Source organism: Polyangiaceae bacterium, assembly GCA_016715885.1.
Taxonomy (GTDB): domain Bacteria; phylum Myxococcota_A; class Polyangia; order Polyangiales; family Polyangiaceae; genus Polyangium.
In genome coordinates this window covers 776,104-798,610 of record JADJXL010000015.1, presented here as the reverse complement: position 1 = coordinate 798,610, position 22,507 = coordinate 776,104, and the positions used below count along the sequence as shown (strand labels likewise).

17 protein-coding genes are annotated in these 22,507 nt (G+C 59.9%); 10 read left to right on the top strand and 7 right to left on the bottom strand.

The window, feature by feature from the left end:
* Positions 1 to 40: 40 nt before the first annotated feature.
* On the bottom strand, positions 41 to 2,833 hold the full coding sequence (locus IPM54_16760; GenBank protein MBK9261443.1) for a hypothetical protein: 2,793 nt from the start codon (positions 2,831 to 2,833) through the stop codon (positions 41 to 43).
* 339 nt (positions 2,834 to 3,172) lie between these two features.
* On the opposite strand from IPM54_16760, the gene IPM54_16755 reads away from it, so the two are divergent.
* Complete coding sequence (locus tag IPM54_16755) at positions 3,173 to 4,555, top strand: hypothetical protein (GenBank protein ID MBK9261442.1); 1,383 nt, start codon at positions 3,173 to 3,175, stop codon at positions 4,553 to 4,555.
* Positions 4,556 to 4,804: 249 nt separating this feature from the next.
* Here the strand turns inward: IPM54_16755 and IPM54_16750 are convergent, their stop codons facing one another.
* The gene (locus IPM54_16750) at positions 4,805 to 4,987 is read right to left on the bottom strand and encodes a hypothetical protein (GenBank protein MBK9261441.1); all 183 of its coding nucleotides are present in this window, start codon (positions 4,985 to 4,987) and stop codon (positions 4,805 to 4,807) included.
* A gap of 104 nt (positions 4,988 to 5,091) precedes the next feature.
* Between IPM54_16750 and IPM54_16745 the strand changes: the two genes are divergently transcribed.
* From IPM54_16745 to IPM54_16730, 4 genes are all read left to right on the top strand, one after another.
* Positions 5,092 to 5,556 (top strand): cyclic nucleotide-binding domain-containing protein, encoded by a 465-nt coding sequence (locus IPM54_16745; protein MBK9261440.1) that lies wholly within the window; start codon positions 5,092 to 5,094, stop codon positions 5,554 to 5,556.
* A gap of 3 nt (positions 5,557 to 5,559) precedes the next feature.
* A complete protein-coding gene (locus tag IPM54_16740) occupies positions 5,560 to 7,029 on the top strand; it encodes a protein kinase (GenBank protein MBK9261439.1) in 1,470 nt (489 codons plus the stop codon).
* Positions 7,030 to 7,106: 77 nt separating this feature from the next.
* Positions 7,107 to 8,786, top strand: coding sequence for a DUF3556 domain-containing protein (locus IPM54_16735; GenBank protein ID MBK9261438.1), 1,680 nt, complete (start codon positions 7,107 to 7,109; stop codon positions 8,784 to 8,786).
* A gap of 296 nt (positions 8,787 to 9,082) precedes the next feature.
* On the top strand, positions 9,083 to 9,613 hold the full coding sequence (locus IPM54_16730; protein ID MBK9261437.1) for a hypothetical protein: 531 nt from the start codon (positions 9,083 to 9,085) through the stop codon (positions 9,611 to 9,613).
* A gap of 9 nt (positions 9,614 to 9,622) precedes the next feature.
* Here IPM54_16730 and prmC read toward each other — a convergent pair whose 3' ends face one another.
* Together prmC and IPM54_16720 are read right to left on the bottom strand one after the other, a co-directional pair.
* Entirely contained in the window at positions 9,623 to 10,513 is an 891-nt protein-coding gene (gene prmC / locus IPM54_16725; protein MBK9261436.1) for a peptide chain release factor N(5)-glutamine methyltransferase, read from the bottom strand.
* The gene (locus tag IPM54_16720) at positions 10,510 to 11,922 is read right to left on the bottom strand and encodes a phosphomannomutase/phosphoglucomutase (GenBank protein ID MBK9261435.1); all 1,413 of its coding nucleotides are present in this window, start codon (positions 11,920 to 11,922) and stop codon (positions 10,510 to 10,512) included. Before IPM54_16720 ends, prmC begins: the two co-directional genes overlap by 4 nt.
* A gap of 166 nt (positions 11,923 to 12,088) precedes the next feature.
* Between IPM54_16720 and IPM54_16715 the strand changes: the two genes are divergently transcribed.
* On the top strand, positions 12,089 to 12,370 hold the full coding sequence (locus IPM54_16715) for a hypothetical protein (protein MBK9261434.1): 282 nt from the start codon (positions 12,089 to 12,091) through the stop codon (positions 12,368 to 12,370).
* A 14-nt stretch (positions 12,371 to 12,384) separates the two neighbouring features.
* Positions 12,385 to 12,909, top strand: a complete 525-nt coding sequence (locus IPM54_16710) for a phage holin family protein (protein MBK9261433.1) — start codon at positions 12,385 to 12,387, stop codon at positions 12,907 to 12,909.
* 34 nt (positions 12,910 to 12,943) lie between these two features.
* Here the strand turns inward: IPM54_16710 and IPM54_16705 are convergent, their stop codons facing one another.
* The gene (locus IPM54_16705; GenBank protein MBK9261432.1) at positions 12,944 to 13,747 is read right to left on the bottom strand and encodes a bacteriocin family protein; all 804 of its coding nucleotides are present in this window, start codon (positions 13,745 to 13,747) and stop codon (positions 12,944 to 12,946) included.
* 11 nt (positions 13,748 to 13,758) lie between these two features.
* Positions 13,759 to 14,151: a ferritin gene (locus IPM54_16700; protein MBK9261431.1), complete on the bottom strand. Its 393-nt coding sequence runs from the start codon at positions 14,149 to 14,151 to the stop codon at positions 13,759 to 13,761.
* 133 nt (positions 14,152 to 14,284) lie between these two features.
* Here IPM54_16700 and IPM54_16695 point away from each other — a divergent pair, with 133 nt between their 5' ends.
* Both IPM54_16695 and IPM54_16690 read left to right on the top strand, forming a co-directional pair.
* Entirely contained in the window at positions 14,285 to 15,103 is an 819-nt protein-coding gene (locus tag IPM54_16695) for a hypothetical protein (GenBank protein ID MBK9261430.1), read from the top strand.
* A gap of 27 nt (positions 15,104 to 15,130) precedes the next feature.
* The gene (locus IPM54_16690) at positions 15,131 to 17,590 is read left to right on the top strand and encodes a class I SAM-dependent DNA methyltransferase (GenBank protein ID MBK9261429.1); all 2,460 of its coding nucleotides are present in this window, start codon (positions 15,131 to 15,133) and stop codon (positions 17,588 to 17,590) included.
* Between the two features lie 5 nt (positions 17,591 to 17,595).
* On the opposite strand, the gene IPM54_16685 is transcribed toward IPM54_16690, so the two are convergent.
* On the bottom strand, positions 17,596 to 21,567 hold the full coding sequence (locus IPM54_16685) for a M36 family metallopeptidase (protein ID MBK9261428.1): 3,972 nt from the start codon (positions 21,565 to 21,567) through the stop codon (positions 17,596 to 17,598).
* Positions 21,568 to 21,846: 279 nt separating this feature from the next.
* Between IPM54_16685 and IPM54_16680 the strand changes: the two genes are divergently transcribed.
* On the top strand, positions 21,847 to 22,506 hold the full coding sequence (locus IPM54_16680) for an HAD family hydrolase (GenBank protein MBK9261427.1): 660 nt from the start codon (positions 21,847 to 21,849) through the stop codon (positions 22,504 to 22,506).
* Position 22,507 lies beyond the last annotated feature (1 nt).

The following is a 22,507-nucleotide window of genomic DNA, read 5'->3' as shown; positions in this document are numbered from 1 at the left end:
AGGACCAGCGAGATCCTCTCGCCCGGAGGGAGCGTATTGATTAGCGTGATTGCCTTCTGCGGCGCGCGAGGGCAATGAGGCCGAGCCCTACGAAGACCGCACCGCGCGCCGGCGAGCCGGTGGTCCTGCAGCCGCAGCCGCTGTCATTGGTGATGCCGCCGCCCATTCCACCCGCGCCACCGCTTCCGCCAGCGCCGCCGCTTCCGCCCGCGTCGCCACCCATTCCGCCTGCGCCACCGCCGCCCATTCCACCCGCGCCGCCGCTTCCACCCGCGCCGCCGCCGCCCATTCCACCCGCGCCGCCCATGCCTCCTGCTCCGCCATCCGCTACGCAGCTCCCCGCGACGCACGAGCCTCCCGTGCACGGCTCCCCGTCTGCCTTTGCCGGATTCGAGCACATCCCCGTGGCCGAATCGCATACCCCCGCGTCGTGACATTCATCCATTGCCATGCACGTCACTGGACTCGCGCCCGTGCAAATGCCCGCCTGACACGCGTCCACCTGCGTGCACGCATTGCCGTCATTGCAGCTCGATCCGTCTGCCTTTACCGGATTCGAGCACATCCCCGTGGCCGAATCGCATACCCCCGCCTCGTGGCATTCATCCATTGCCGTGCACGTCACCGGGCTCGCGCCCGTGCAAATGCCCGCCTGGCACGCGTCCACCTGCGTGCACGCATTGCCGTCATTGCAGCTCGATCCGTCTGCCTTTGCCGGATTCGAGCACATCCCCGTGGCCGAATCGCATACCCCCGCGTCGTGGCATTCATCCATTGCCGTGCACGTCACCGGGCTCGCGCCCATGCAAATGCCCGCCTGACACGTGTCCACCTGCGTGCACGCGTCGCCGTCATTGCAGCTCGATCCATTAGCCTTTTCCGGATTCGAGCACATCCCCGTCGCTGGATCGCACGCGCCCGCCTCGTGGCATTCATCCATTGCCGTGCACGTCACCGGACTCGCGCCCGTGCAAATGCCCGCCTGACACGTGTCCACCTGCGTGCACGCATCGCCGTCGTCGCACGCAGGGCCCGTCAGGAGCGCACATGTCCCGTTCGTCGAAGCGCCCGCGGCCACCGAGCACGCGTCGCATGCGCCCGCGTCGCACGCCGCATTGCAGCAGACGCCGTCCACGCAGAAGCCAGTCGCGCACTCCGTGGCCGTCGTGCAGACCGAGCCCGCCGCATTGAGCGCGTAGACCTCCGAGCCCGCAAGCAAGCCGCGGCCATAGCCGCCGCTGACGAGGACATTCCCGTTTTGCAGGACCGTCGCCGGGAAACGGCTGCGCGTGTGCACCATCGAGGACGTGGGAATCCATGTGTCCGTCGCCGGATCGAAGAGATCGGCAGTCGACGTCGGCGACGGCGCATCGCCGCCCATCGCGAGCACCATGCCATTGCCAAGCAGCGCAGCGCCAAAGAAACTGCGCCCGTTGCTCATCGAGCCGACCATCGTCCACGTGTTCGTCGCCGGATCGTAAACCTCGGCGCTCGAGAGGGCCGCCTGGTTGTACCCGCCCGCCACGAGCACCTTTCCGTTTGGCAAGAGCACCGCCTCGTGCGTGTTGCGACCGACAAGCATCGGCGCGACGAGCGTCCACGCGTTCGTCGCCGGATCGTAGATCTCCGCGGCGGTCGTAGCACCGCTCGAGTAGCCACCCGCGACGAACACTCGCCCGTCGGAGAGCACCACCGACGCCGCTTGGCCGTGATCGGCGTGCGTCGACGGACCGACCGTCCACGTGTTCGTCGCCGTATCGTATATGTCCACGGCTTTCGCGTTGAAACCACCGCCCACGACGAGGACCTTTCCGTTCGCGAGCAGGTGCGCCGTGTGCGCCGCGTGCCCGGCGGCCGTGGCTCCGGACGCGGTCCACGTGTTCGTCGTGGGATTGTAGATCTCGGTCCACACCATCGGTGCGCCGCCCGATCCGCCTACCACGAGGACCCGGCCGTTCGGCAGCCGCGTCGCCGTGTGGGTCGCGCGGACGTTGATCATCGAGGCCGCCGAGGACCACGTGTTCGTCGCGGGATTGTACAGCTCGCAGCTCGAGAGGTAGTTGCCGTCGTGCCCGCCCGCGACGAGCACCCTGCCGTTCGTCAAGAGCGTCGCGGTATGCAAGTTGCGCGGCGTCACCATCGCCCCGGTCGCGGTCCAGATCGGATCGATGAGCACCCGCTCGTGCTCGGCATCCACCCACAGCTCGATGCGGCTGCCCTCGACGCGCAACCGAGGCGCGACGGGCCGTCCTCCCTCGGCGTACGCGACCGGCGCCGTCACGCGCATCCGCACGACGCCCTCCCCGTCGACCAGCTCCACCGCATCGCCTTGCTCCAGCGCCGTCGCTCCTTCGATTTCCCATGTGACGACGGCCCGATCGGCCCGCGTCGCCTCCGCCTCGAGCAGCAGCCATTCCTCCAGGCCCGCGGGGACGACCGTGAAGAACGACGTCCCCCCAGCACGGCGATACGCGACCGCGCGATCCACCTGCTCGCCCGCGCCCTCCAGGCCAATCTCGTGCACCCGCACCTCGAAACCCGCGGCCCCGACGAGGCGGATTGCGTCCTCACCGAGCCGCGGGAGCCGTGCGTCGATCGAGCGGAACGTCCCCGGCCCCGCGATTGGCGCGAGGATGAACCCATCCTCGGCGCGCGCGAGCGGCTCGCCTTCGTCGAGCACCGGCGCCGAGAGCTCGGGGAACGACGTGCGCAGCGCGCTCGCGGCCGAGGGTGGCTCTTGCGGCTCCGCGATGCACCCAACGGCGCCCGAATGCGCGAAGAAGACCAGGACGACGGGCGAAATGATCAGCGCCCGCACGAGAGAAGCCTGCATGTTCACCAATATCCTCCGATGCGCGCGACATCGCGCCGACGGAGCGCACCCTACGCGCTTTTCGGAGGCAGGAGAAGCGAGAGTCTACCCGGTCGCGCCCAGCAACGCCCCCGACCCTTCGATGCCGCCCCCTCCGATTGCATCAACTGAACCAAATTGGATCAAACGATCAATCATCTTTGGGCTCGATTGAGCCAACACCAAGATGCTCTTCGAGTGATGGGTCGCAATGACCGGCCGAAAAGCGGTCTCACCTGACGTGGCATCCTCGTTGCAATAAAGTGATGGTTAGGTGCAAGCCCGATCATTCGCATAACTTCAAAATCCAAGGAGTTCGTCATGAAGTCATTTATGCCCAGCATCGTGAGCAGCTCGAGCGCTCTTGCCATCGCAGGAGGCGTCATGCTCGCGCCGTCGACATCGTTTGCCGCGGAGACCCAAGGTTATCACGGTGTCAACCTGGGCCTCACGTTGTCCTTTTCCGTAGGTGCGCGGCCTGCATTCGGTGTTGGCGCTGATTTGCGGTACTCTTATTTCGTGGAAGACACGACATCGACTGCAATTGGCTATTACGGAGCGGGGCCATTTCTTCAGGCGAGCTGGTTACGCGGTGGCGCCGGCCGATTCGCCTTTGGGGCGCACGGCGGACCTGTCTTTTCTAGAATCGTCAATGCGGACGCCGAATTGGGGCTCACGTATCGTACCGGCTATCGCTGGCCCGATGCGGCCAAGCGTGATGTATTCCAGGAGCCCGATTCGAGCGGCAAATACGATTCGGGTGGGCTTGGTTTGCACATTGGTTTTTCTCCACAATTCAATGCTCTGCTTTTCGAGCATGGCCCGGTCGTTCGCGGAAGCATTGGATTCAAAAGAGAAGTGAAAAATGAATTGACGCTGGGCTGGGAATTTCGTGCTCCTGGACCCTGCTTTGTGTACCGTTGTCCGATTAATACCGGAGGTCGTCCGTTGCGTTCCGAGATGGATGCAGAACCGATTCTCGGGTCGCTGCGCATACGGCGCGCAGATCCCAATGCGTCCCGTCATCGTGTCACTTCGATGGACGTCCATACGCGCCGCCGCCTTGCTTCCCATTGGGCTCGAGATACGCGGGCAGAATGTGCGTCCATTCCGGCGTTTTTCGCCATCGCGCGCGATCTCGCGCGGGCAGGGGCTCCCGAATCGCTCATTCGACACGCATTGCGCAGTGCCGCGGAGGAGGCTCATCACACCGAGCTATGTGCGACCATCACCAATCAATACTTGCCCTTTGACGTCATCGCGCTCGAACCCGAAGTTCCTACCGCCAAGGATGTCGATCGCATGGCACTCCTCGAGCGCCTCGCCCTCGAATCTTTCTGGGACGGGTGCGTCGGCGAAGGCACCGCCGCGGCGCAAGCGCTGCGGGTTTCGCAAATGGCGACGAACGATCGTATCCGACAAACCTTGGCCATCATCGCGCGTGACGAAGCGGCGCACGCGGAGTTATCCGAACGAATCGTCGCATTCTGCATTTCCGCTGGAGGCAAATCGATTCGTGATGCGCTCGCTCGATCCGTCGAAGAACGTATGTCGGACGAAGAGTCGGCCATCGACGCCATGGGTGTCGACGGAACAATCGAATTCGATGAGACGCTCGCATATCGCAGTGGCGTTCCGAATGCAATGGTCAGGCAAAACGCGCGAGAGCAAGCGCTCGCATGGAGCATTCGCCTGGTCGCGTAAATACTCTTTCACGGTGCAGATGCTTTGAGTCCAAACCATTCACGACGAAAGGCGCTTGCGATGCTCCTTCGCGCACGAGCCGTTCGAAGGCGGCAGCGCGCTCGCCCTCGGCCTTCCAGTTACGCGGCGAGGGCGCCGGACGAAGGCGCGTCGACGACGTGTCGACCACTCTGGTACGGATCAGCCAGGACAATCGGACGGTCAGGACGAACCTTACGAGTTCGTACGAATGGGTCCGCGTGCATCGAATCACGCGATGGATGCCGATGAAGCGTCGGTGTCTGCATCGATGCGAGCGATCACATCGTCGAGCAACGCGCCAAGACGAACGTGCGTAGCATCATCGAGCGTGAGCGTTGCGCCCTGCACGGCGAGCGCATCGACGAGATGCACTTGGTGACCAGCAGCGCGAAGGACCGCTGCAGGTTGCACTGGTCCCACGTTTACGACGTACGGATGTGTCGATGAAGTCGCGAGGACGACCGCGATGCGGGATGGGCGCGGAGGAACGACCCTGCTAGCATCGCTCGTTTGCAATGCGTCTCGACCCGCAACTACTGAAATCGCTTCCGTTTCTAGAAACCTTGTCCGATGCGGATCGCGAAGCGTTGGCGCTGTGTTTCAAAGGCCGCGGATACGCGCCTGGAGACATCGTCTTCGACGAAGGGGATCCTGGTTCGAGCATGTTGCTCATCGCCGAAGGGACCTTGAGCGCCACGTCCAAAGCAAGCGGAGCGCTCTTGGCTCGTCGTTTCGGTCCAGGTCAAGTGATTGGCGAAGCTTCGTTGTTCGACCCGTCGCCTCGCACGGTGACGCTGCGCGCCACGGCTCCGTCGCTCGTCTTCGAGCTCAACGAAGACGCGCTCGGTGTGCTTCGGCAGAACGTGCCGGCTGCTGCCCGAGCGCTCGCCACCGTTTCTTTGCGCAGTCTCTTGCGCCGCGTGCGGCTCATCGAGAAGCAGGTCGACACGGAAATCGAAAAAATGAGCATGCTGTGGTGAGCCATGGAAACGCATGATTCACAGGGGATGAGGACGCTCCTTGCGGGCGAAAAGTTCGGCCGTTACTTGATCGTCCGGCGAATTGGGACCGGTGGCATGGCGGCGGTGTACGAGGCGCTGCACATGGACTTGCAAAAGCGCGTCGCCCTGAAAGTCCTTCATCCATGGTTTTCATTGCGTAGCGACGTCGTGCAGCGTTTCGTCATCGAAGCGCGTGCTGCGTCGCGACTTGCGCATCCTCACGTCGTTTCGGTGCACGACATCGGGGTCGAGCAAGCTATGCCATTTTTGGCGATGGATCTGCTCGAAGGGCAGGATCTTTTTACGCTTTCGCATACGCAATCCGAGCTGCCGCTCGACCGCATTGCCGACATTTTCCTCCCCATTCTGTCGGCCCTTGCGGCGGCGCACGATGCGGGCATTTTGCACCGGGACATCAAGCCCGAAAATATATTCATTGCGCGCAAACCTCCGCGCGAACACCCTGTGCTGCTCGATTTCGGCATTTCGAAACTCGACACGAGCGGCATGATGCAAGCCGTCACCTCATCCACGGAAATCGTCGGTACGCCTGCATTCATCGCCCCCGAAGTCGCCACGGGTGGAATGACGCGTTTCGACGCGCGCAGCGATCAATATGCCATTGGTATCACGCTGTATCTCGTCGCAACGAGACGCTTGCCGTACGATGGCACGAACGTGCCTGCGCTGCTCGGATCGATTGCAATAGGAGGTGCCAAGCCCCCATCTGCATATCGTCCCTCGCTTCCCCCGGCCTTCGACGCGCTCGTCCTCAGAGCCATGGCGTTGGCCCCCGAAGACCGTTTTTCGTCCATTCGAGCATTGGGGCGCGCCCTTTTGCCTTTCGCCAGCGACGTAGGACGATCGCTTTGGAGTGCGGATTTCCCGCAATATGGTGCCAATCGAAGCACGATGCAATTCGTGCCATTTCACGCTGAGGATCTGCGCGTCGTTCATGCATTGGAGAATGTTTCCGACACCGATATCGAGCGCGCGGTGGCGCTCGGTAAGTTATCGACGGTTTCTCCGGGCACGTCGATATTCGTGCAAGGTACGCGTGCAGAATCGTGTTTCTTGCTCATTTCAGGTGAAGTCGAAGTGACGAAAACCCAAGGCGTCGATACCTACGACATGGGCCGACTCGGGCCCGGAGCGATCATGGGATTGGCCGCACTTTGGGAGGATTCGCCTCGGCCCGTTTCCGTCATTGCCGTGGCAGAATGCACCGTGCTCGAAATAAATCAGGATGCCTTCAAGACCATGCACAAGACGTGTCCTGCCGCCGCGGATGCGTTGCTCCACGAAGCCATCACCCTGGCAGCCGAGCGAGTTTCTCGTGCAAACCGCAAAAGTATGACGCCGCCCCCCGCCGCCCTCGATCACGACAAGCAACGCGAAGCGCTCGTGCGACTCTCTGCAGCGATTCGTGAGTGGAGCATTCCGATGTCGTAAATCGACTCGCCATCGATTTCGATCACCCAACGACAGAACACTTGCGTTAGCGGTGCATTTTCGGCATCGTGCGAAGCATGGGCTTGCTCGATCCGATTCCGCCTCCCTACGACCCACTCGAATGGATCAAGCGCCCCTTTGCCGAACGAGCGCGCATGGCGTGCGAATCGTGGGCCTTGCAAGGATACGGGACGCCGCTCGCCATCTACCTCGTCTATGCATTGAAGGTCGTGCTGTACATTGGCGGGTGGGCCTTTTTTTGCGGCTTCACGCCGGGCCTCGGCGAACTTCAAACCATCGATTCCTGGTGGCTCGATCCCGTCGCGTTTCAAAAAGCGATTCTTTGGAGCATGCTCTTCGAGGTGCTCGGGCTCGGATGTGGCAGTGGACCCCTCACGGGCCGGTATTATCCACCCATTGGCGGGTTTTTGTATTTTTTGCGTCCGGGGACGACGAAGCTGCCTGTCTTCGAACAAGTGCCAATCATTAGTGGAACGCGCCGCAGCTTGCTCGATGTCGCGTTTTACGCCGCCGCCATCATTTGCCTCGTCCGCGCGCTCGTCTCCAAAACACCGGGCCTCGAAGAATTCCTGCCCATCGTCGCGTTATTTCCCATTCTCGGCGTGCTGGACAAGACAATTTTCATCGCTGCGCGCGGGGAACATTATTGGACCACGCTATTGTGTTTTGCATTTGCAAACCAATGGATTGCGGGCGCCAAGGCCGTGCAGCTCGCGCTTTGGTTTTGGGCCGGCGTCTCCAAGCTGAGCGCGCACTTTCCAACGGTCGTCGCCGTCATGACGAGCAATGGGCCGTTTACGCGAGCCGCGTGGATACGCCGTCGCATGTATCGACATTTCCCGGACGATCTCCGCCCATCAAGGCTCGCCGTCTGGATGGCTCATGGCGGAACCTTACTCGAATTGGCCGTTCCGCTCGTTCTGATATGGAGTCCCGGAGGCACGTCGCTCGTCGTCGGCATGGTCCTCATGCTCATGCTCCACGGCTACATTACGAGCAACGTGCCCATGGGCGTGCCCATCGAATGGAATTTCATGGTCGTTTATGGCGGGTTCGCGCTTTTCTGGGCACATCCAGACGTCACCATTATGGACGTTGGCCCCTGGCCGCTCGGCGTATTTCTCCTCTTCGCGCTCGTTGGCATTCCGCTTTTGGGAAACCTCGTTCCTTCGGCCGTCTCGTTCTTGTTCGCGATGCGGTATTACGCTGGGAATTGGGCGTATGGAATTTGGCTATTTCGCGACGGAAGCCATCGCAAGCTGGAAAAAGTCACGAAAAGCTCGCAGTGGGTATACGATCAACTGGATCGATTTTATGACCGCCGGACGTCCGTGGGTCTCGTAGGAAAAGTATTCGCCTTTCGCTTGATGCATCTGCATGGCCGCGCGTTGTCGGTCCTCTTGCCCAAAGCCGTGGATCGATTCGAGGATTACGAATACGTGGACGGGGAAATCATTGCAGGAATGGTGCTCGGGTACAACTTCGGCGACGGTCACCTGCACAATGAACAACTCTTGCGTGCAGTGCAAGAGCAATGCCAATTCGACGCCGGCGAATTACGGTGCGTGTTTGTCGAAGCGCAACCGCTTGGCCGACAGACCCTCGAATGGCGCATTCACGATGCCAAGACCGGCCTCTTGGAAAAAGGTTCGCTCGACGCAAGACAGCTCGAGCTGCGGCAACCTTGGGAAAGCAAAGCTGGCGATGCGGCTGCAAATTCGATAGCAAGCACGTAAATCGCGGCTGGACGTTCCTCGATTCGTGAAGTAAAGAAAGATTCGGAATGGTAACCGTTGGCTTCCCAAACAACATCTTCGTACGGGTCTGTGCCTTTCTTGCAGCCAGTGCTTCATTCTCATTCGCGTCGAGCGCCCTTGCAGATGGGTCACGCGGCAGCCGCGCGACGACAGAGGCGCAAGCCGAAGAAAAAAAAGAGGAAGCCGGCGTCCGCGTCCTCGGCACGAGCGGACTCGAAAACGAGGATGATCCCGTTCTCCGTCCGGTCACAGCCGAACGGAGAACCGTGCTTGCCATGGGCATCTCCATCGGCGCATCACTCGGTAGCGCCTCGGGTTTTCCCAACGATCCCACGAAAATCGGTCTCATCAGCAATTACACCGATTCGGGTATTGGGGCCGGCTATGGCGCTCGCGCTTGGGCGGGGTTTGCATTGCGCGACTTTCTCGTGTTCGGCGCTTCGATAGGTACGATCGGCTTCGATGCGGGCGAAAACGTCGTATTCATCGGAACGGTCGGCTTTCACACGGAAGTCTTTCCGCTCTATGCGCTCGGCGGTACATTCCGCGAGCTGGGTTTGGCATTTGAAACCGGCATCGGCACCGGCATTGCGACCCCCTCGAACGATACGAGCACGCTGCTCGTCGATGGAGGTCTCACATCATCCATTGGTGTCAGCGCGTTTTACGAAGGGATGCGTATCGGGCCCAAATTGAGCATGGGTCCTTATTTGGCGTACGATTACACATGGAGTGCGTCCATGCGCGGCGGCGCTTTCGTCCTCGGATGGAGAACGGCGCTTTATCCGCTCAACAAGAAAAAGTGAACGCCGATTTCATTGCGCGAAAACGCCGGATACCACGCGCTCGCGCCCGCCCAGGTCTTTCTTGATCTGAACGTCCGAAAAACCACGCTGTTCGAATAGCTCGCAAACGCTCGCGGCTTGCCCAGTCATCACTTCGATCGCGAGCACGCCGCCGCAAAGCAGATGCTCCGGCGCTTCGGATACGATACGCCGCACAATCGACAAGCCATCATCGCCTCCGGCAAGCGCCAAATGCGGTTCGAATCCACGAATGTCGATATCGAGCGCTTCGATTTCCGAATCGGGGATGTACGGCGGATTCGCCGTAATCAGGTCGAATCGAGGGCGCGCCGGGGCAAGCGCCGCAAAAAGGTCCGATTGCCCAATCGCGCAATTGACCGCTCCGAGACGCACCACGTTCTCTCGTGCAACCTCGACCGCACCAGGAGAAAGGTCCAATCCGAGCACGCAGATCGTCGGGCGTTCTTTTGCAAGTGAAATGGCAACACAACCCGAGCCCGTGCAAAGGTCGAGCACTCGCGCGCACAGATCCAGGTGCTTCGTGCGGACGAGCGCCACTTCGACGAGTGTTTCGGTATCGGGACGCGGAATGAGCACGCGACGATCGACTCGAAATGGGTGCCCATAGAATTCGCGCACGCCCAGCAAATACGCGACCGGCTCTCCCGCACGCCGTCGCTGGAAAAGCTCACGATATCGAGCAAGCTCGACTTTTTCGAGCGGCCGCTCGGCGTCCATGATGAGCTTGATGCGATCTTGCTTCAGTACGTGGCACAGGAGCAGCTCTGCATCGAGCCGTGGCGAAGAAAACCCGCGCTTTTTGAGGTCATCCACGGCCCACGCGAGCACCCGACGAATCGTCCATGGCGCGTTTTGCGCTTCATTCCGCTCCGTCGTCACGATCCCCCGCCCTGCTTGGAGACCTGCGTGATCGCATCAGCCACGACGCTTTCGACCTCGGCGCGTATCGCATCGAGTCGCTCCGGCGTCGCCGCCTCGAAACGCAGCACGAGCACCGGTTGCGTATTGGATGCGCGGCAAAGCCCCCACGCGCCTTCGCCGAAATCGACGCGCCCGCCGTCGATATCGAGCACCCGTCGGCTTCCCCGGTAATGAGCGACGACCTTCGCCACCACGTCGAATTTGAGGTTGTCTGGACAATCCACGCGGATCTCCGGCGTGGCAAAGGTCTTTGGAACGTCGGAGAGAAGCTCGCGAAGCGTTCGACCTTCGGACGCAATGATTTCGACGAGGCGCACCGTGGCATAAATGGCATCGTCGAACCCCAGCCATCTGTCCGCGAAAAACATGTGCCCGCTCATTTCCCCCGCGAGCTTTGCATGTTCTTCCTTCATTTTGGCCTTGATGAGCGAATGCCCCGTTTTCCAAACCAGCGGCCGACCTCCGTGCTTCGCGATATCCGCATACAGCGTTTCGGAACACTTCACTTCGCCGAGCACGGTGGCCCCCGGATGTTCCCGCAAAACCGCTCGCGCATAAAGAAGAAGTAGCTTGTCTCCCCAAACTATTACTCCCGTTTCGTCGATCGCGCCAATACGATCCCCATCGCCGTCCCAGGCCACACCGAGCGTCGCGCCCGTCGCGAGCACGCGGTCGCGCAAGGCCACGAGGTTTTTCGGGACAGTCGGATCGGGATGATGATTCGGGAAACTGCCGTCGATGTCGCAATACAGTGCTTCAGGTTTCAAACCCAGTGCATTCAGTGTCGCAATGCCCAAAGGCCCGGCGGCACCATTGCCCCCATCGACGATGAACTTCACGTTCGTATGCGCAAGACGGCTCGATCGACGCACGGTTTCGATGTACTCCGCCTCCACATTTTTTTCGATCAATTCACCCCGCGCTGGGGCTTTTTCGTTCATCGCAACGTCGCTTTCGATCACGTCTGCGAGGTGCTGGATGTCTGTCCCGTAAAACGAGGCTTTGCCGCGCATGAGCTTGAAGCCATTGTCCGGTGCAGGGTTGTGGCTCGCCGTGATCATGACGGCGCCATCGGTCTCGAGATGAAACGCGGCGAAGTAGAGCATCGGCGTGGGACCGATACCGACGGAAACCACGGAAACACCGCCTGACAAAAGTCCTTCGGTCAGCGCAGCGAAAAGTCGGCCGCTCGAGAACCGACCGTCACGAGCGACGGCCACGCGCAAAGGTGCTGCGGGTTCTTTTGCACTCAAACGAAGCACGTGGGCGAACGCTCTGCCGAGCGCGTGAGCAAGCTCGTCCGAGAGATCTCGATCTGCGACGCCGCGAATGTCGTACTCGCGAAAGATGTGGCGCGGAATCTTCATGGTTTCTGCTCGTCCTGGCAGAGCGATTTGGCACGGCGAGCGACGAAACGAAAGGGGCAAACGTGCATTCGTGATCGCTCGGTGCGCGCTCGGACGCTGAGGCACATGGGTACGCGTGTTGCACGTGCGTCCGGTGATGAATCGTCTCAGCACGCAGAGGTTCGGAGTGGACACGCGAGAATCTCGAAGGTTCGGAGGCACGCAAGCTTCGATGGTCGAGCTTCCGGAAGTGGATCAACGCCAGCGGACGCTCGAGCACCGCCTCGAGCTGGCAAAGGCACGGCTCGTCGCCGACATCGGCAAACTTTCCAACCTGCTCGGCTCGAGTGCCGGTGCCGTACGCAAGGGGTTTGTCCGGGCGGCTGTCACGCTCGGCGGACTCTTGGTGCTCGGCATCGTCACGGCCGTGATGCGAAGGCGTCGGCGCCTCCGCGTGCGCTTTCTGTGAGAGAGGAGCCAGCGATGAATCAACAACGAATGACATCGACAAACGGTGGAGCACGTGCTCCACAAGCACTTCCCCCAGAAAGTCGAGCGCGACGGAGCGATGGCTTATCGACCGGAGATGCGCTCGTTGCCGTAGCGCGCGACACGCTGGATGTAGCGCAAGAGCTCGTCCGTGACGGTGTTGCGCTCGCGAAGTACGAAGCAGAGCAAAAAGTTCGCGAAGTGACGCCCCGCATTGCGTGGGGAGCCATCGCGTTCGTTTGTGCAGCAACGGCTGGCGTGTGCGCCATCATCGCCATCATGATCGGGCTCGGCGCGATCGTGCCCTCGATTGCGTGGAGACTCGTGATCCTGGCAGGCGCGCTCTTCCTTGTCGCGTTCTTCGGATCCATTCGCGCCCTTCGACCAGGCCCGCGTCCGAGCGCGATGCCGGCATCCACAAGGGAGCCTCCCATCGAAGAAGGCCCGCCGAAAACCGTGATCGAGTCGCGACGTACGGACAGGCTCTCGAATACGATGCTGCCCCCGCCGAATGCGTGACCGCCGTCGGCTCGGGGGGGCCGGCAGCGTTCATTCATCCCCTTTTCAGCGCAATTGCCGCTCGCGGTTCGAGCACTCGAAACGCAAATGATTCGGTCAAGAACAGCTCGACGCGGTGTTTTTCGTGGTACGCGTACCCAATCGACATGTCCTGTCCGACCGTGAGCTCGTAATCGCCACCGCGCACCGATAACAACACGGCGCCTTCCAATGCGGCGGCCCAGACGACGGGGCCATCGATGATTTGCCGTTCGATTCGTTTTAGAATCGGATATCCATCATCCGCCCCTGCAGCGAGCTCGTCGTATTCACGCGGTCCTGCAGCAAGACGATACGGCCCCGTGACACCCGCCGAACGAAGCACTTCTTTTGCTTGCACGATGGCGGCCGGCCATGCCGATACATTTGCTACTCGCACCGCGTCGTGCGGGGTCTTCTCCACGATTCCCGGAATATTGCCTTCGGGATATCCATGAAAAACCGCAGCGTCCTCGACTCGAGCAATTCGTTCGGCAGCTTCGACCACGGGAGTCAAGTCCAAATCGTCCGCGCCCCGAGCTGCTGCGTCGAGGTCATCCAAATCGAGAACGATGGGCGTGCGTAATTCGATCAACGGCACCGAAACTCGTTGTCCTACGGAAACACCCGGAACCGGACCTGCCGAAAAACACCGCAATCGTCCGGTATTGACGGCCGCGTACTGCCAACCGTGCGGGCCGCAAAAATCCACCAGTTTTCGGGCCGCAAGTCGCTGTTCGAGCACCCGACGCGCCTCGGCATCGATGAGGTCGAATGCTTCCGGCAATATGGGCGCAAGCTCGCGCTTTTCGAGACTCATGACCACGACAATCACCTCCCCTTCAAGCTGCCGATGCCAAGTCCCCAAGTGATTGGGTTTGTCGGCGGAGCTGGTGCCTTCGCCGAAGGTTCGTCATGGCCACGCTCTGCGCGCTCCTCGACCTCCGTGATCGGTATCTCGGTCAGCAAGTACGTGCGGATCGTTTCGTCGAACTTCGGATCGTTCCGACGAATCCACTCGAGGTTCATCATCGCGTGCTCGATCTCTTCGTCGCGGTTGTGCAAGAGCACGGCACGAAGCTCCACATCGCTCGTCACTTCCGCACGTTGCGCGTACCAATCGATCGCCTCGAGCTCCTCGATCAACGACACGAGCGCTCGGTGCATGTCTCGAGCCGACCCGGACAGGTGCTCGTAGGGTTCGTGGTAGGTCTCGCTGCCCATACTCATCGGATGCTCGAGCGGCCCGTTTGTCGCGCGCTGTTTACGCCTCGGCACAACCGACCGAACGCACGAGAGCGCACGCGAGCGACGGCTCCTGCACGGCCACGAAGAAATTCATGCTAGGAGGGCGTTGGTGTCCCTCGCCGTCGGTCTCTCCGTTCTCGCGATTGCCGTCCTATTCGGCGGGCTCGCTGCTGCTTGGCGTGACCACGGCAGACGCGTCGTGCCTGGAATCGGGACGTTTGCCACCGTAGCGGCCGCTGGCGTCGCGCTGCTTCACCTCTTGCCCGAAGCCATTTTTGAAGGCGGCCTGCTCGCGCTCGTGCCTCTGGTCATCACGCTGTTTGTCCCGGTCATGATCGAACGCCGCGCGCGAAACAGCAAAGCATCCGCGACCGGTCCACTGCTCGCCGGCTACGTTGCGGTGCTCGTTCATCAGGCAGGCGAAGGAACGGCGATCGCTTCGCTTGCTCGCACGAGCGAGCTGCATCCGATGGTCATCGTGGCGATCGCTGCGCACACGGTGCCTCTTGCGATGATCGTTGCGATCCGAGCGATCACGACGAGCGCGGATGCGCGACGAGGTGCCGTGCGCGCAGCCCTTGCGCTCGCAGGATGCGCGCTGGCGACCGTGATCGGCGCGCTCTCGATCGAAGTCATCGATCTGGCCGTGCTCGAGATGATCGAACCGTGGCTCGTGGCTGCGGTTGCTGGTCTGCTCTTGCATGCGCTTCTTCATGGACCGAAGCGCGCGGAAGACGACGACTTGCGAGGTCGGATCACGGACGTCGTTGCGGGCCTCGTGGGTTTGTCCGTGGTGGTTTTGAGTCTCGAACCGGACGGCTGGGTGCGTTTGGTTCCGTGGCCGCTGCGCATCCTGGGGTTCGTCGTGCTGGCTGCAGCGGTCGTAGCGCGATGGTTCGTTCGGACGAACCATGCACCGGCGCAGTAGCTCCTGCGAGGTCACGCGGGGTTTGTCATGAAGGACGTTTGGCCTTGGGTGCGCTCGTCCGATCACGACATCAGTGCTCGCGCAGCTTCCAAGCTCGGTGCTGTTTTTCACGCATTGATCGAGCGCGGGGAAACGCGGGCGAGGGCGCAGCGATTTGCGCTTCAATGCGCGGTCATTCTTTTTCTGGAGGATTGTGGCGTCCTGACGAATGCGCCTTTTCACGAGCTCGTGGAAAGTCATGCTCGCGCGAGGCGGTCAGCCGATATCATTCGCGAATTTTTCCATCGATTGAATGAAATTCAGTTTCCCATTGGGCTTTTGGCTACCATCGAAAACGTGGATCTTGCCGAGCGAGAATTGTCTCTGCTTGCCGAAGCTGCGACAACGAAGTGGTCGCGCATTCATCCGGGCATTTTCGGCACACTGTTTCAAGCGACGATGAATGCGACCGAGCGGCATGAGCGAGGCGCCCATTATACGCCTGAAGCCGCCATTTACGAGCATGTCGTACGGCCGACCCTGGTTGCACCTTGGGTCACGCGCATTCGCGAAGCATCGACACGGAATGAATTGCTCGCCGCACATGATGCATTGACAAACATTCGGATTTTGGATCCCGCGTGCGGCAGTGGAAATTTTCTTCATGTTGCATACTGTGCATTGAAACGCTTGGAAATCGAGCTATTGACGAAGCTGCGCGCGCGATTTCCTGCCGCAAAGCCACAGGGTTCGGCAAAATCGATTCGCACCCAGCAACTCTTCGGAATTGATACGGATCCTTTCGCCGTCGAGCTTGCCAAGGTCACTCTGATGCTCGGCAAAAAGCGCACGCTCGATGAAATTAGCGAGGTGTTTGGTCTCGAGAATCTCGACGACAACATTCGGTGCGACGATGCCTTATTTTGCGTTTGGCCGAAAGCGGATTACATCATTGGAAATCCGCCGTTTCAATCAAAAAACAAAATGCAACGCGAATTCGGCCCCGATTACGTGCGTCGATTGCGCAAACGATACGCCGACGTCCCGGGTCGAGCCGATTATTGTGTGTACTGGTTTCGCCGCGCGCATGACGAGCTTGCCAAAGGCGCTTCGGCAGGGCTCGTTGGTACCAATACAATAAGGCAAAATTACTCGCGCGAAGGCGGACTCGATTACATCGTCAAACATGGCGGTACCATTACGGAAGCCGTTTCGACGATGGTTTGGCCCGGCGAAGCGATCGTGCACGTTTCGGTCGTCAACTGGGTCAAGGGAATTGCTCATGGACCCAAGAAATTGTCCTGGCAAGAGGGCGACGGCATCGACAGTCCGTGGAAAGAAAGTCAGCTCGACAATATTCCTTCGTCGCTGTCGACAAACGTGGATGTGACCCAGGCAAAGTCGCTTCGTGCCAATGCTGAGGCGGGCGTGTGTTATCAGGGACAAACGCACGGGCACGAAGGATTTTTGTTGTCCGAAGCGGAAGCACGGCACATGCTCTCGATTTCCACGACAAACCGCGACGTGCTCTTCCCGTACCTCATCGGCGATGATTTGCTATCCAACATGCACGGGCAGCCCTCTCGATGGGTGATCGACTTTTCGCCGCGGCAAAAGCTCGAAGCGCAGCAATATACATTGCCGTTTCAGCGCATCGAAAACCTCGTCTTGACTGATCGGGAAGCAGCGGCGAGCGCCGAAGACACTCGCAATGAGCGTCTCGATGAAAAAGGTAACAAGCATCATGCTTATTTTCTGAAACGCTGGTGGCTATTGAGTTATCCACGCACCGAATTGATGACGAAACTCCAAACCCTCTCCCGTTACATCGCCTGTTCCCGCGTCACCAAGCGGCCGATCTTCGAATTCGTTTCATCGAACATTCACCCCAGCGACGCACTTTCGGTTTTCGCCTTCGAGGACGATTACTCCTTCGGAATACTCCAATCAGCCATGCATTGGGCGTGGTTCACGGCGCGATGTTCGACACTCACTGCGCGGTTTCGCTATACGTCCAACACCGTTTTCGATAGTTTTCCGTGGCCGCAAGCGCCCACCGAAAAACAATGTGCCGACGTAGCCGAAGCGGGTGTTGCTCTCCGCACCCTGCGTCGCAAAATTGCTGGCGAGCACCTTATGAGCCTGCGCGAAATCTACGTATTCATGGAGGAAGGTCGTGGGTCGATTTTTTCCGGCGCTTGCGGGGGGTCCCACTGTTCGAGCCCGCGCAGCGGGCGAGTTTGGGGGGAACCGCAAGTGCCGGAAAGAATCGACCCACGACCGGGTTTACACCTGTTGAAGGATGCGCACGCAGCGCTCGATGAAGCCGTGCGTGCGGCGTATGGAATGGCAGCGCAACAAGACCCCCTCCCCTATTTACTCGAATTGAATCAGGATTGCGCGAACAAAGAAGCCGACGGACAAACCATCGTAGGTCCGGGTTTGCCTCCAGGCATATCGAAGAATGGATTCGTCACGCAGGATGCGGTCGAACCCCCAATGCTCTAACGGAATCAGCGTCGACGCCTATATCGCCTCGCCAGCAGGCCGAGCCCCACGAATGCTCCAGCAACGAATGCCGGCGACGATGTTTTTCCTGGCACAGCAACCGCACATGCTCCTCCACCCGTCACGATGGGACCAGCTTCGACGACCACATCCACCGTATCGGTCGTCGTGTCGATTCCATCGAAAACGGCCACTTGCAGCGTCAATGTCGTTTTCGGGTCGAGTCCCGTGACGACAAACGAAGCCGTCTTGGCGTTTGGATCGTCGAATTGAACCGCTGGTCCCTTCACTTGCGTCCAAGCGAACGTGAGCGGATCCCCATCGGGATCGGAGCTCTTGGACGCGTCAACCGAGAAGCGACCAGTCGAATTTATTTTCACATTGCTGCCCGCATCCGCAATGGGCGGCGCATTGCACACTTGCTGGCTCGGTGCGGGAGCCGGGAATGGCGTGCCGACGATGCCTTGGAACGAAACGTCGTCGATATCCCAGCCGTAATCACCCACATAAGCGTCCGACCCAATGCGGAAGCGGATCTTGATCTTCTTTCCAGCAAACGCTTTGCCCAAGGACAGCGTCACGGAATCCATATCGGGCCACGCCGCATTCGTGCTCACGAAGCCATTGCGCGCAGCGAGCGCATTTTCGGGCTGATCATAAATGGTGCCCGAATAGCCAGGGTCGGCGAAATCGGCCATATCCGTCCAATTCATGCCGTTGTTTTCGCTTATTTCCATGACGGCGCCGTCCCAAAATACATCCGGGCCGCCCTGCATTTCGGGACTCGCCTCGAAGCTGTGCCGATGCTTGAACGAAATGATCAAGTCCTCGGTCGCGCTCACCTCGACTTCTGGTGATTCGAGTCGCGTATCCGTGCTGAACCCGACGTCCGTGCCATGCCAAACGTAATTCAATTCTTCGTCGGCAACCCTCGACCAAACGTAGTTGTTGTACGTTCCACGCCGCCGCCAAACATCGATTTCGCTTTCGAACGATTCCGTCGTCGAAATGAACTCGGCATTGTCGTAGTTGACGCGGAACTTCGCGTTCTTGGTGACCTCCGGCTCGCACATCTCGGGACTCGTCGCTTTGACGTCGAATCCAATCGCCGCCGGCACGTTCGGGCCACCCACACGCACGTCGAATGTGACCACGTGCGAGCTCAAGGGGGGGATGTTTTCGAGGCTCGAGGTAGGATCCGTGAGGAATTCGACGCCAGGAAATGCCGACGACACGGATAGCAGCGCTTTGCCGAGCGGCACGATGCCGGTATTTGCCAATTCGATGGTGAGCTTTCCGGTTTCTTTTGCATCGAGCGCACCATCGGCGTCGCATGCATCGACGCTGTCGTCGAGCGTAATGGAAACGATAGAAAGCGCTGGAGTCACCTCGAAGCTTTCGACCACGCCGCTATTGTCCTCGGAATTGCGTTCGGGCGACTTTGCGCACGAGCCAGCTCCGCGTTTGGCAAAGCCTTGCGCCAAGAGCGCGGCGTCTTTTTCATCTGCCGCGAGCGCCGCGGCCAAAATCGCATCGCGCTGTTCCGTGAATGTGGGATCCGCGGGCGCGAGCTTCATGCCGGCGACGACATAATCCTGCATTCGCCGCCGAGCATCTTCGAAGGAATAACGCGGGTTTGCGCCTTTGCTTTCCTTCAATAGCAGCACATACCCTTCGAATAGCATACTCGCCCAGACTTCCCCGGAGTTGTGCACTTCGGCGTTGTTCAGGCCCCATGCGTTCGTGGGAATGTCCGTCGGCAGCGCTTCACCGTTGGTGATGAATTTGAACGTGAGAGGATTTTTCTCCATATTTACCGAATACGGATATCGGCGGTCGCCGAAGTATCCGGGATTCGGGAATGCTACCGGCGCATAAACCGTGCTCGCAAAAACGCCATCGAGATTGTCGTTTTCTCGGACGAACAATTGTAGTGCAAGAAAGTCGCCCCATCCTTCCCCTTCGCCACCGCATTGGTTCGTACTGCAAAACACGAGGCGATTGTGTATGTAATGTCCCCATTCGTGTGCGACGACGGTATTGTCGATCGTTCCATCGGGACGCACGCTGGTCGTGCGCGTGAGCGTAGCGGTAAAGGATCCCGATAATGCGTCCTTGATGGCTTTGCCTGCCTCGAACGTCACTGAAAGCACCGGAATGGTGACCGGCGGCATGATCCCGGTGCCCGGCATGTCGGGAGCCTTGGCGCCGGCCGTATGATTGGCAATGATGACGCCAATGGCGCCAGCCTTTTGCGCTTCGGCCACTTTTGATTCGAACGAGCACATGCCGCGATCGATGAGCGCTATTTTGCCCATCACATCATTGACGATGGGTCCGCAGATATCATTGATGGGCGCGTCGGCGTCCTCGGCGAGCGCCACGGCGCCACCCACTTCGAAGTCCGCTGGGCCAAAGCTGGCAAAACCCGGCGTGTACGTTTCGCCGAGCGACATGACATCGACTTTGCCGCTTGCGACGCCGCTCCAGACATACATCTGCATTCTGGGCGATTCGCCGTCCGCAGGCGTGGCCATGTTGGCATTGTCGCTGTTTCCAATCAAAGCACCGTCTTGGGCTTGAGCAATCAATGGGTCATTGTCGATGCCGCCGCGACCGTAATTGTCGGCTTGCGCATTGCCCGAAGCTTCATCGAATCCAGAATCGTACCAGGAATTATGCAACCAATTGACCGTGTAAAACAGTTGCGTCACCGCGGCCATGGTTTGGTCGGCGCTGAAGAGCGGGTCTTTGGATGTGTCGTAAATGCGATCGAATGTATTTGTTCCGTTTGTCGTTGCGCGCAAGTCGCCTGCGGAAAAACCATTCGGATTGTCGTCGTCCGAATAGGCGTCGACGTTGTTTCCTTTGGTCTCCGTCGCACCCACGGGCAGCCAAGGATCGGGCATTCCCGACGGATTCGTATTGAAACCTTCCATCGATACGAGCACCGGGGGAATGAAAGACGGATAGCTTCCATCGGGAATTCCCGTGGGATGCGGCGTGAAGTCTTCGATGGGCGCATCGAGCGGACGCTTGTTGCCCGTCGTTTCGGCCCAAACGCGATAATTGAAGGCCACGTGCGCCGTCAGATTCGACCGATAAAGCACTCGACCGTCGTCCGCTGCAATGACATACGCGTACGTATCGGTCGCGCGTGAATTCACCTTCCCCGAGAATAGCTCGACGTAATAAGCCGGCACGAGGCTTTCGGGCATGGGGAAAAACACTTTTTTGATGCGCGCTGGCCGAGAAAAACGATATTGCGCGGTCTTGGCGGGCAAAGAAGGCGCCAATTCGAATCGAGTGTATCCGCCGGGAGCTTGACCCACCTCGACGATGCTCGATGAGGCGACGGGCATTTCGTACAAATCGCCGAGCGCATTGGCAATGGCGACACTCTTCGCAACCTGCCAGCGACCAGACCCGACTTTGGTCGTCGCCGTCGCAGCTCGATGTAGCCCACCACCGACGGCCACGAGCTCGAGGTCGCGCTGCAAGAGCAGGTTCATTCGATCACGGAAAACCTCCACGCCGTCGACTTCTTGGCCGAGTGAAACCACGACGCCGCCGCGGCCGACGTCGTGCACTTTTTTCACGACCGCAGACGCTACGGCAGCCGTCGGCAAGTCATAGATCGGTGCGAGTTTGTCCAAGTGTAACCGCGCCGCCTGCCTCGGATCCGTGGTTCCAACGGGAACTCCACCTCGCGATCGCGCTGCCCACGCGAACGAAGGTGCGTCACGACGAACATCGGTGGACGCGACGACGACGGGCAGCGCCGTCGGTGTTTGCAACGTTCGAGTGGGTTTGGAATTTGAAACGATACGCTTGGGTGCGCGGATGTCGAGCGGTCCAACGCGTGTCGAAGACGCGTCGTAGCCAGCATCGTAAGGTGGACGATCGGCACCGAGCGCAGACGAGTTGGCCACCAGAAGTGCAAGAAGTGTCGGGGTCAGGATTCGAGCAAAGCGCATCGGCGTAGCCTCCACCAAGGTCTTTGGACGCTACACCAAAAGAGGATCGCAAGACCACGGCTTCGTGTTTGGTGGTGCAAGCATGTTCCCGTTTGTCAAACGCGCTCAATCGCGTCGACCTGCGCCACCCACGAAGTCTCGACGCTTGTCAACGCTTTCCTTCGCAACCCGAATCCGCTCATCGACCGTACCAATGCAGCGCATTCATGCAGCGCGAATGTCATTTCGCGTCAGCTTGTGCTTGACGAACAGCCTCGCAAAGGGGATTCCGGGACGGAAATGGCGGCGAGCTACTTCGACGTGGACGGCACGCTGATCCGCACCAACCTCGTCCACCCCACGCTTTATTACGTCCTGCACCAGAACACGCCTCTGCACAGCATGGCGAAACTCGGTACGGCACTCCTCAAAGCACCGTGGATGGCATGGGCCGAGACGCGTGATCGGCGCATCTTCAACGAGCTTCTCTTCACGTCGTACGGCGGCATGAGTGAAGACCGACTCGTGGGTTTGGCGGACGAAACCTTCGATCGCGTCATCAAACCGAACATCTACCCTGGTGCTCGAGACCTCGTGCAAACGAGCCTCGACAAGGGTCATGACGTCGTGATCGTTTCCGGAGCGCTCGACTTCTTGATGCAACTGCTTGCAAAGCATCTCGGCGCGACCGACGTGATTGCGAACAAGCTCGAGATCAAGGATCGCCACGCCACGGGCAAACTCTTGCGTCCCGTCGTTGCGGGACCGGAAAAAGCGCGGCTCATTCGCGAGCACGCGCGCAGTCGCGGCCACGACCTCGACGAGTGCTTTGCTTATTCCGACAGTTACTCCGACGTCCCGATGCTCAGCATCGTCGGTCATCCCGCGGCGGTGAACCCCGACCGCAAGCTGCAGCTTCTCGCAAGCGCATATCACTGGCCCATCATCAACGTCGCTTGAA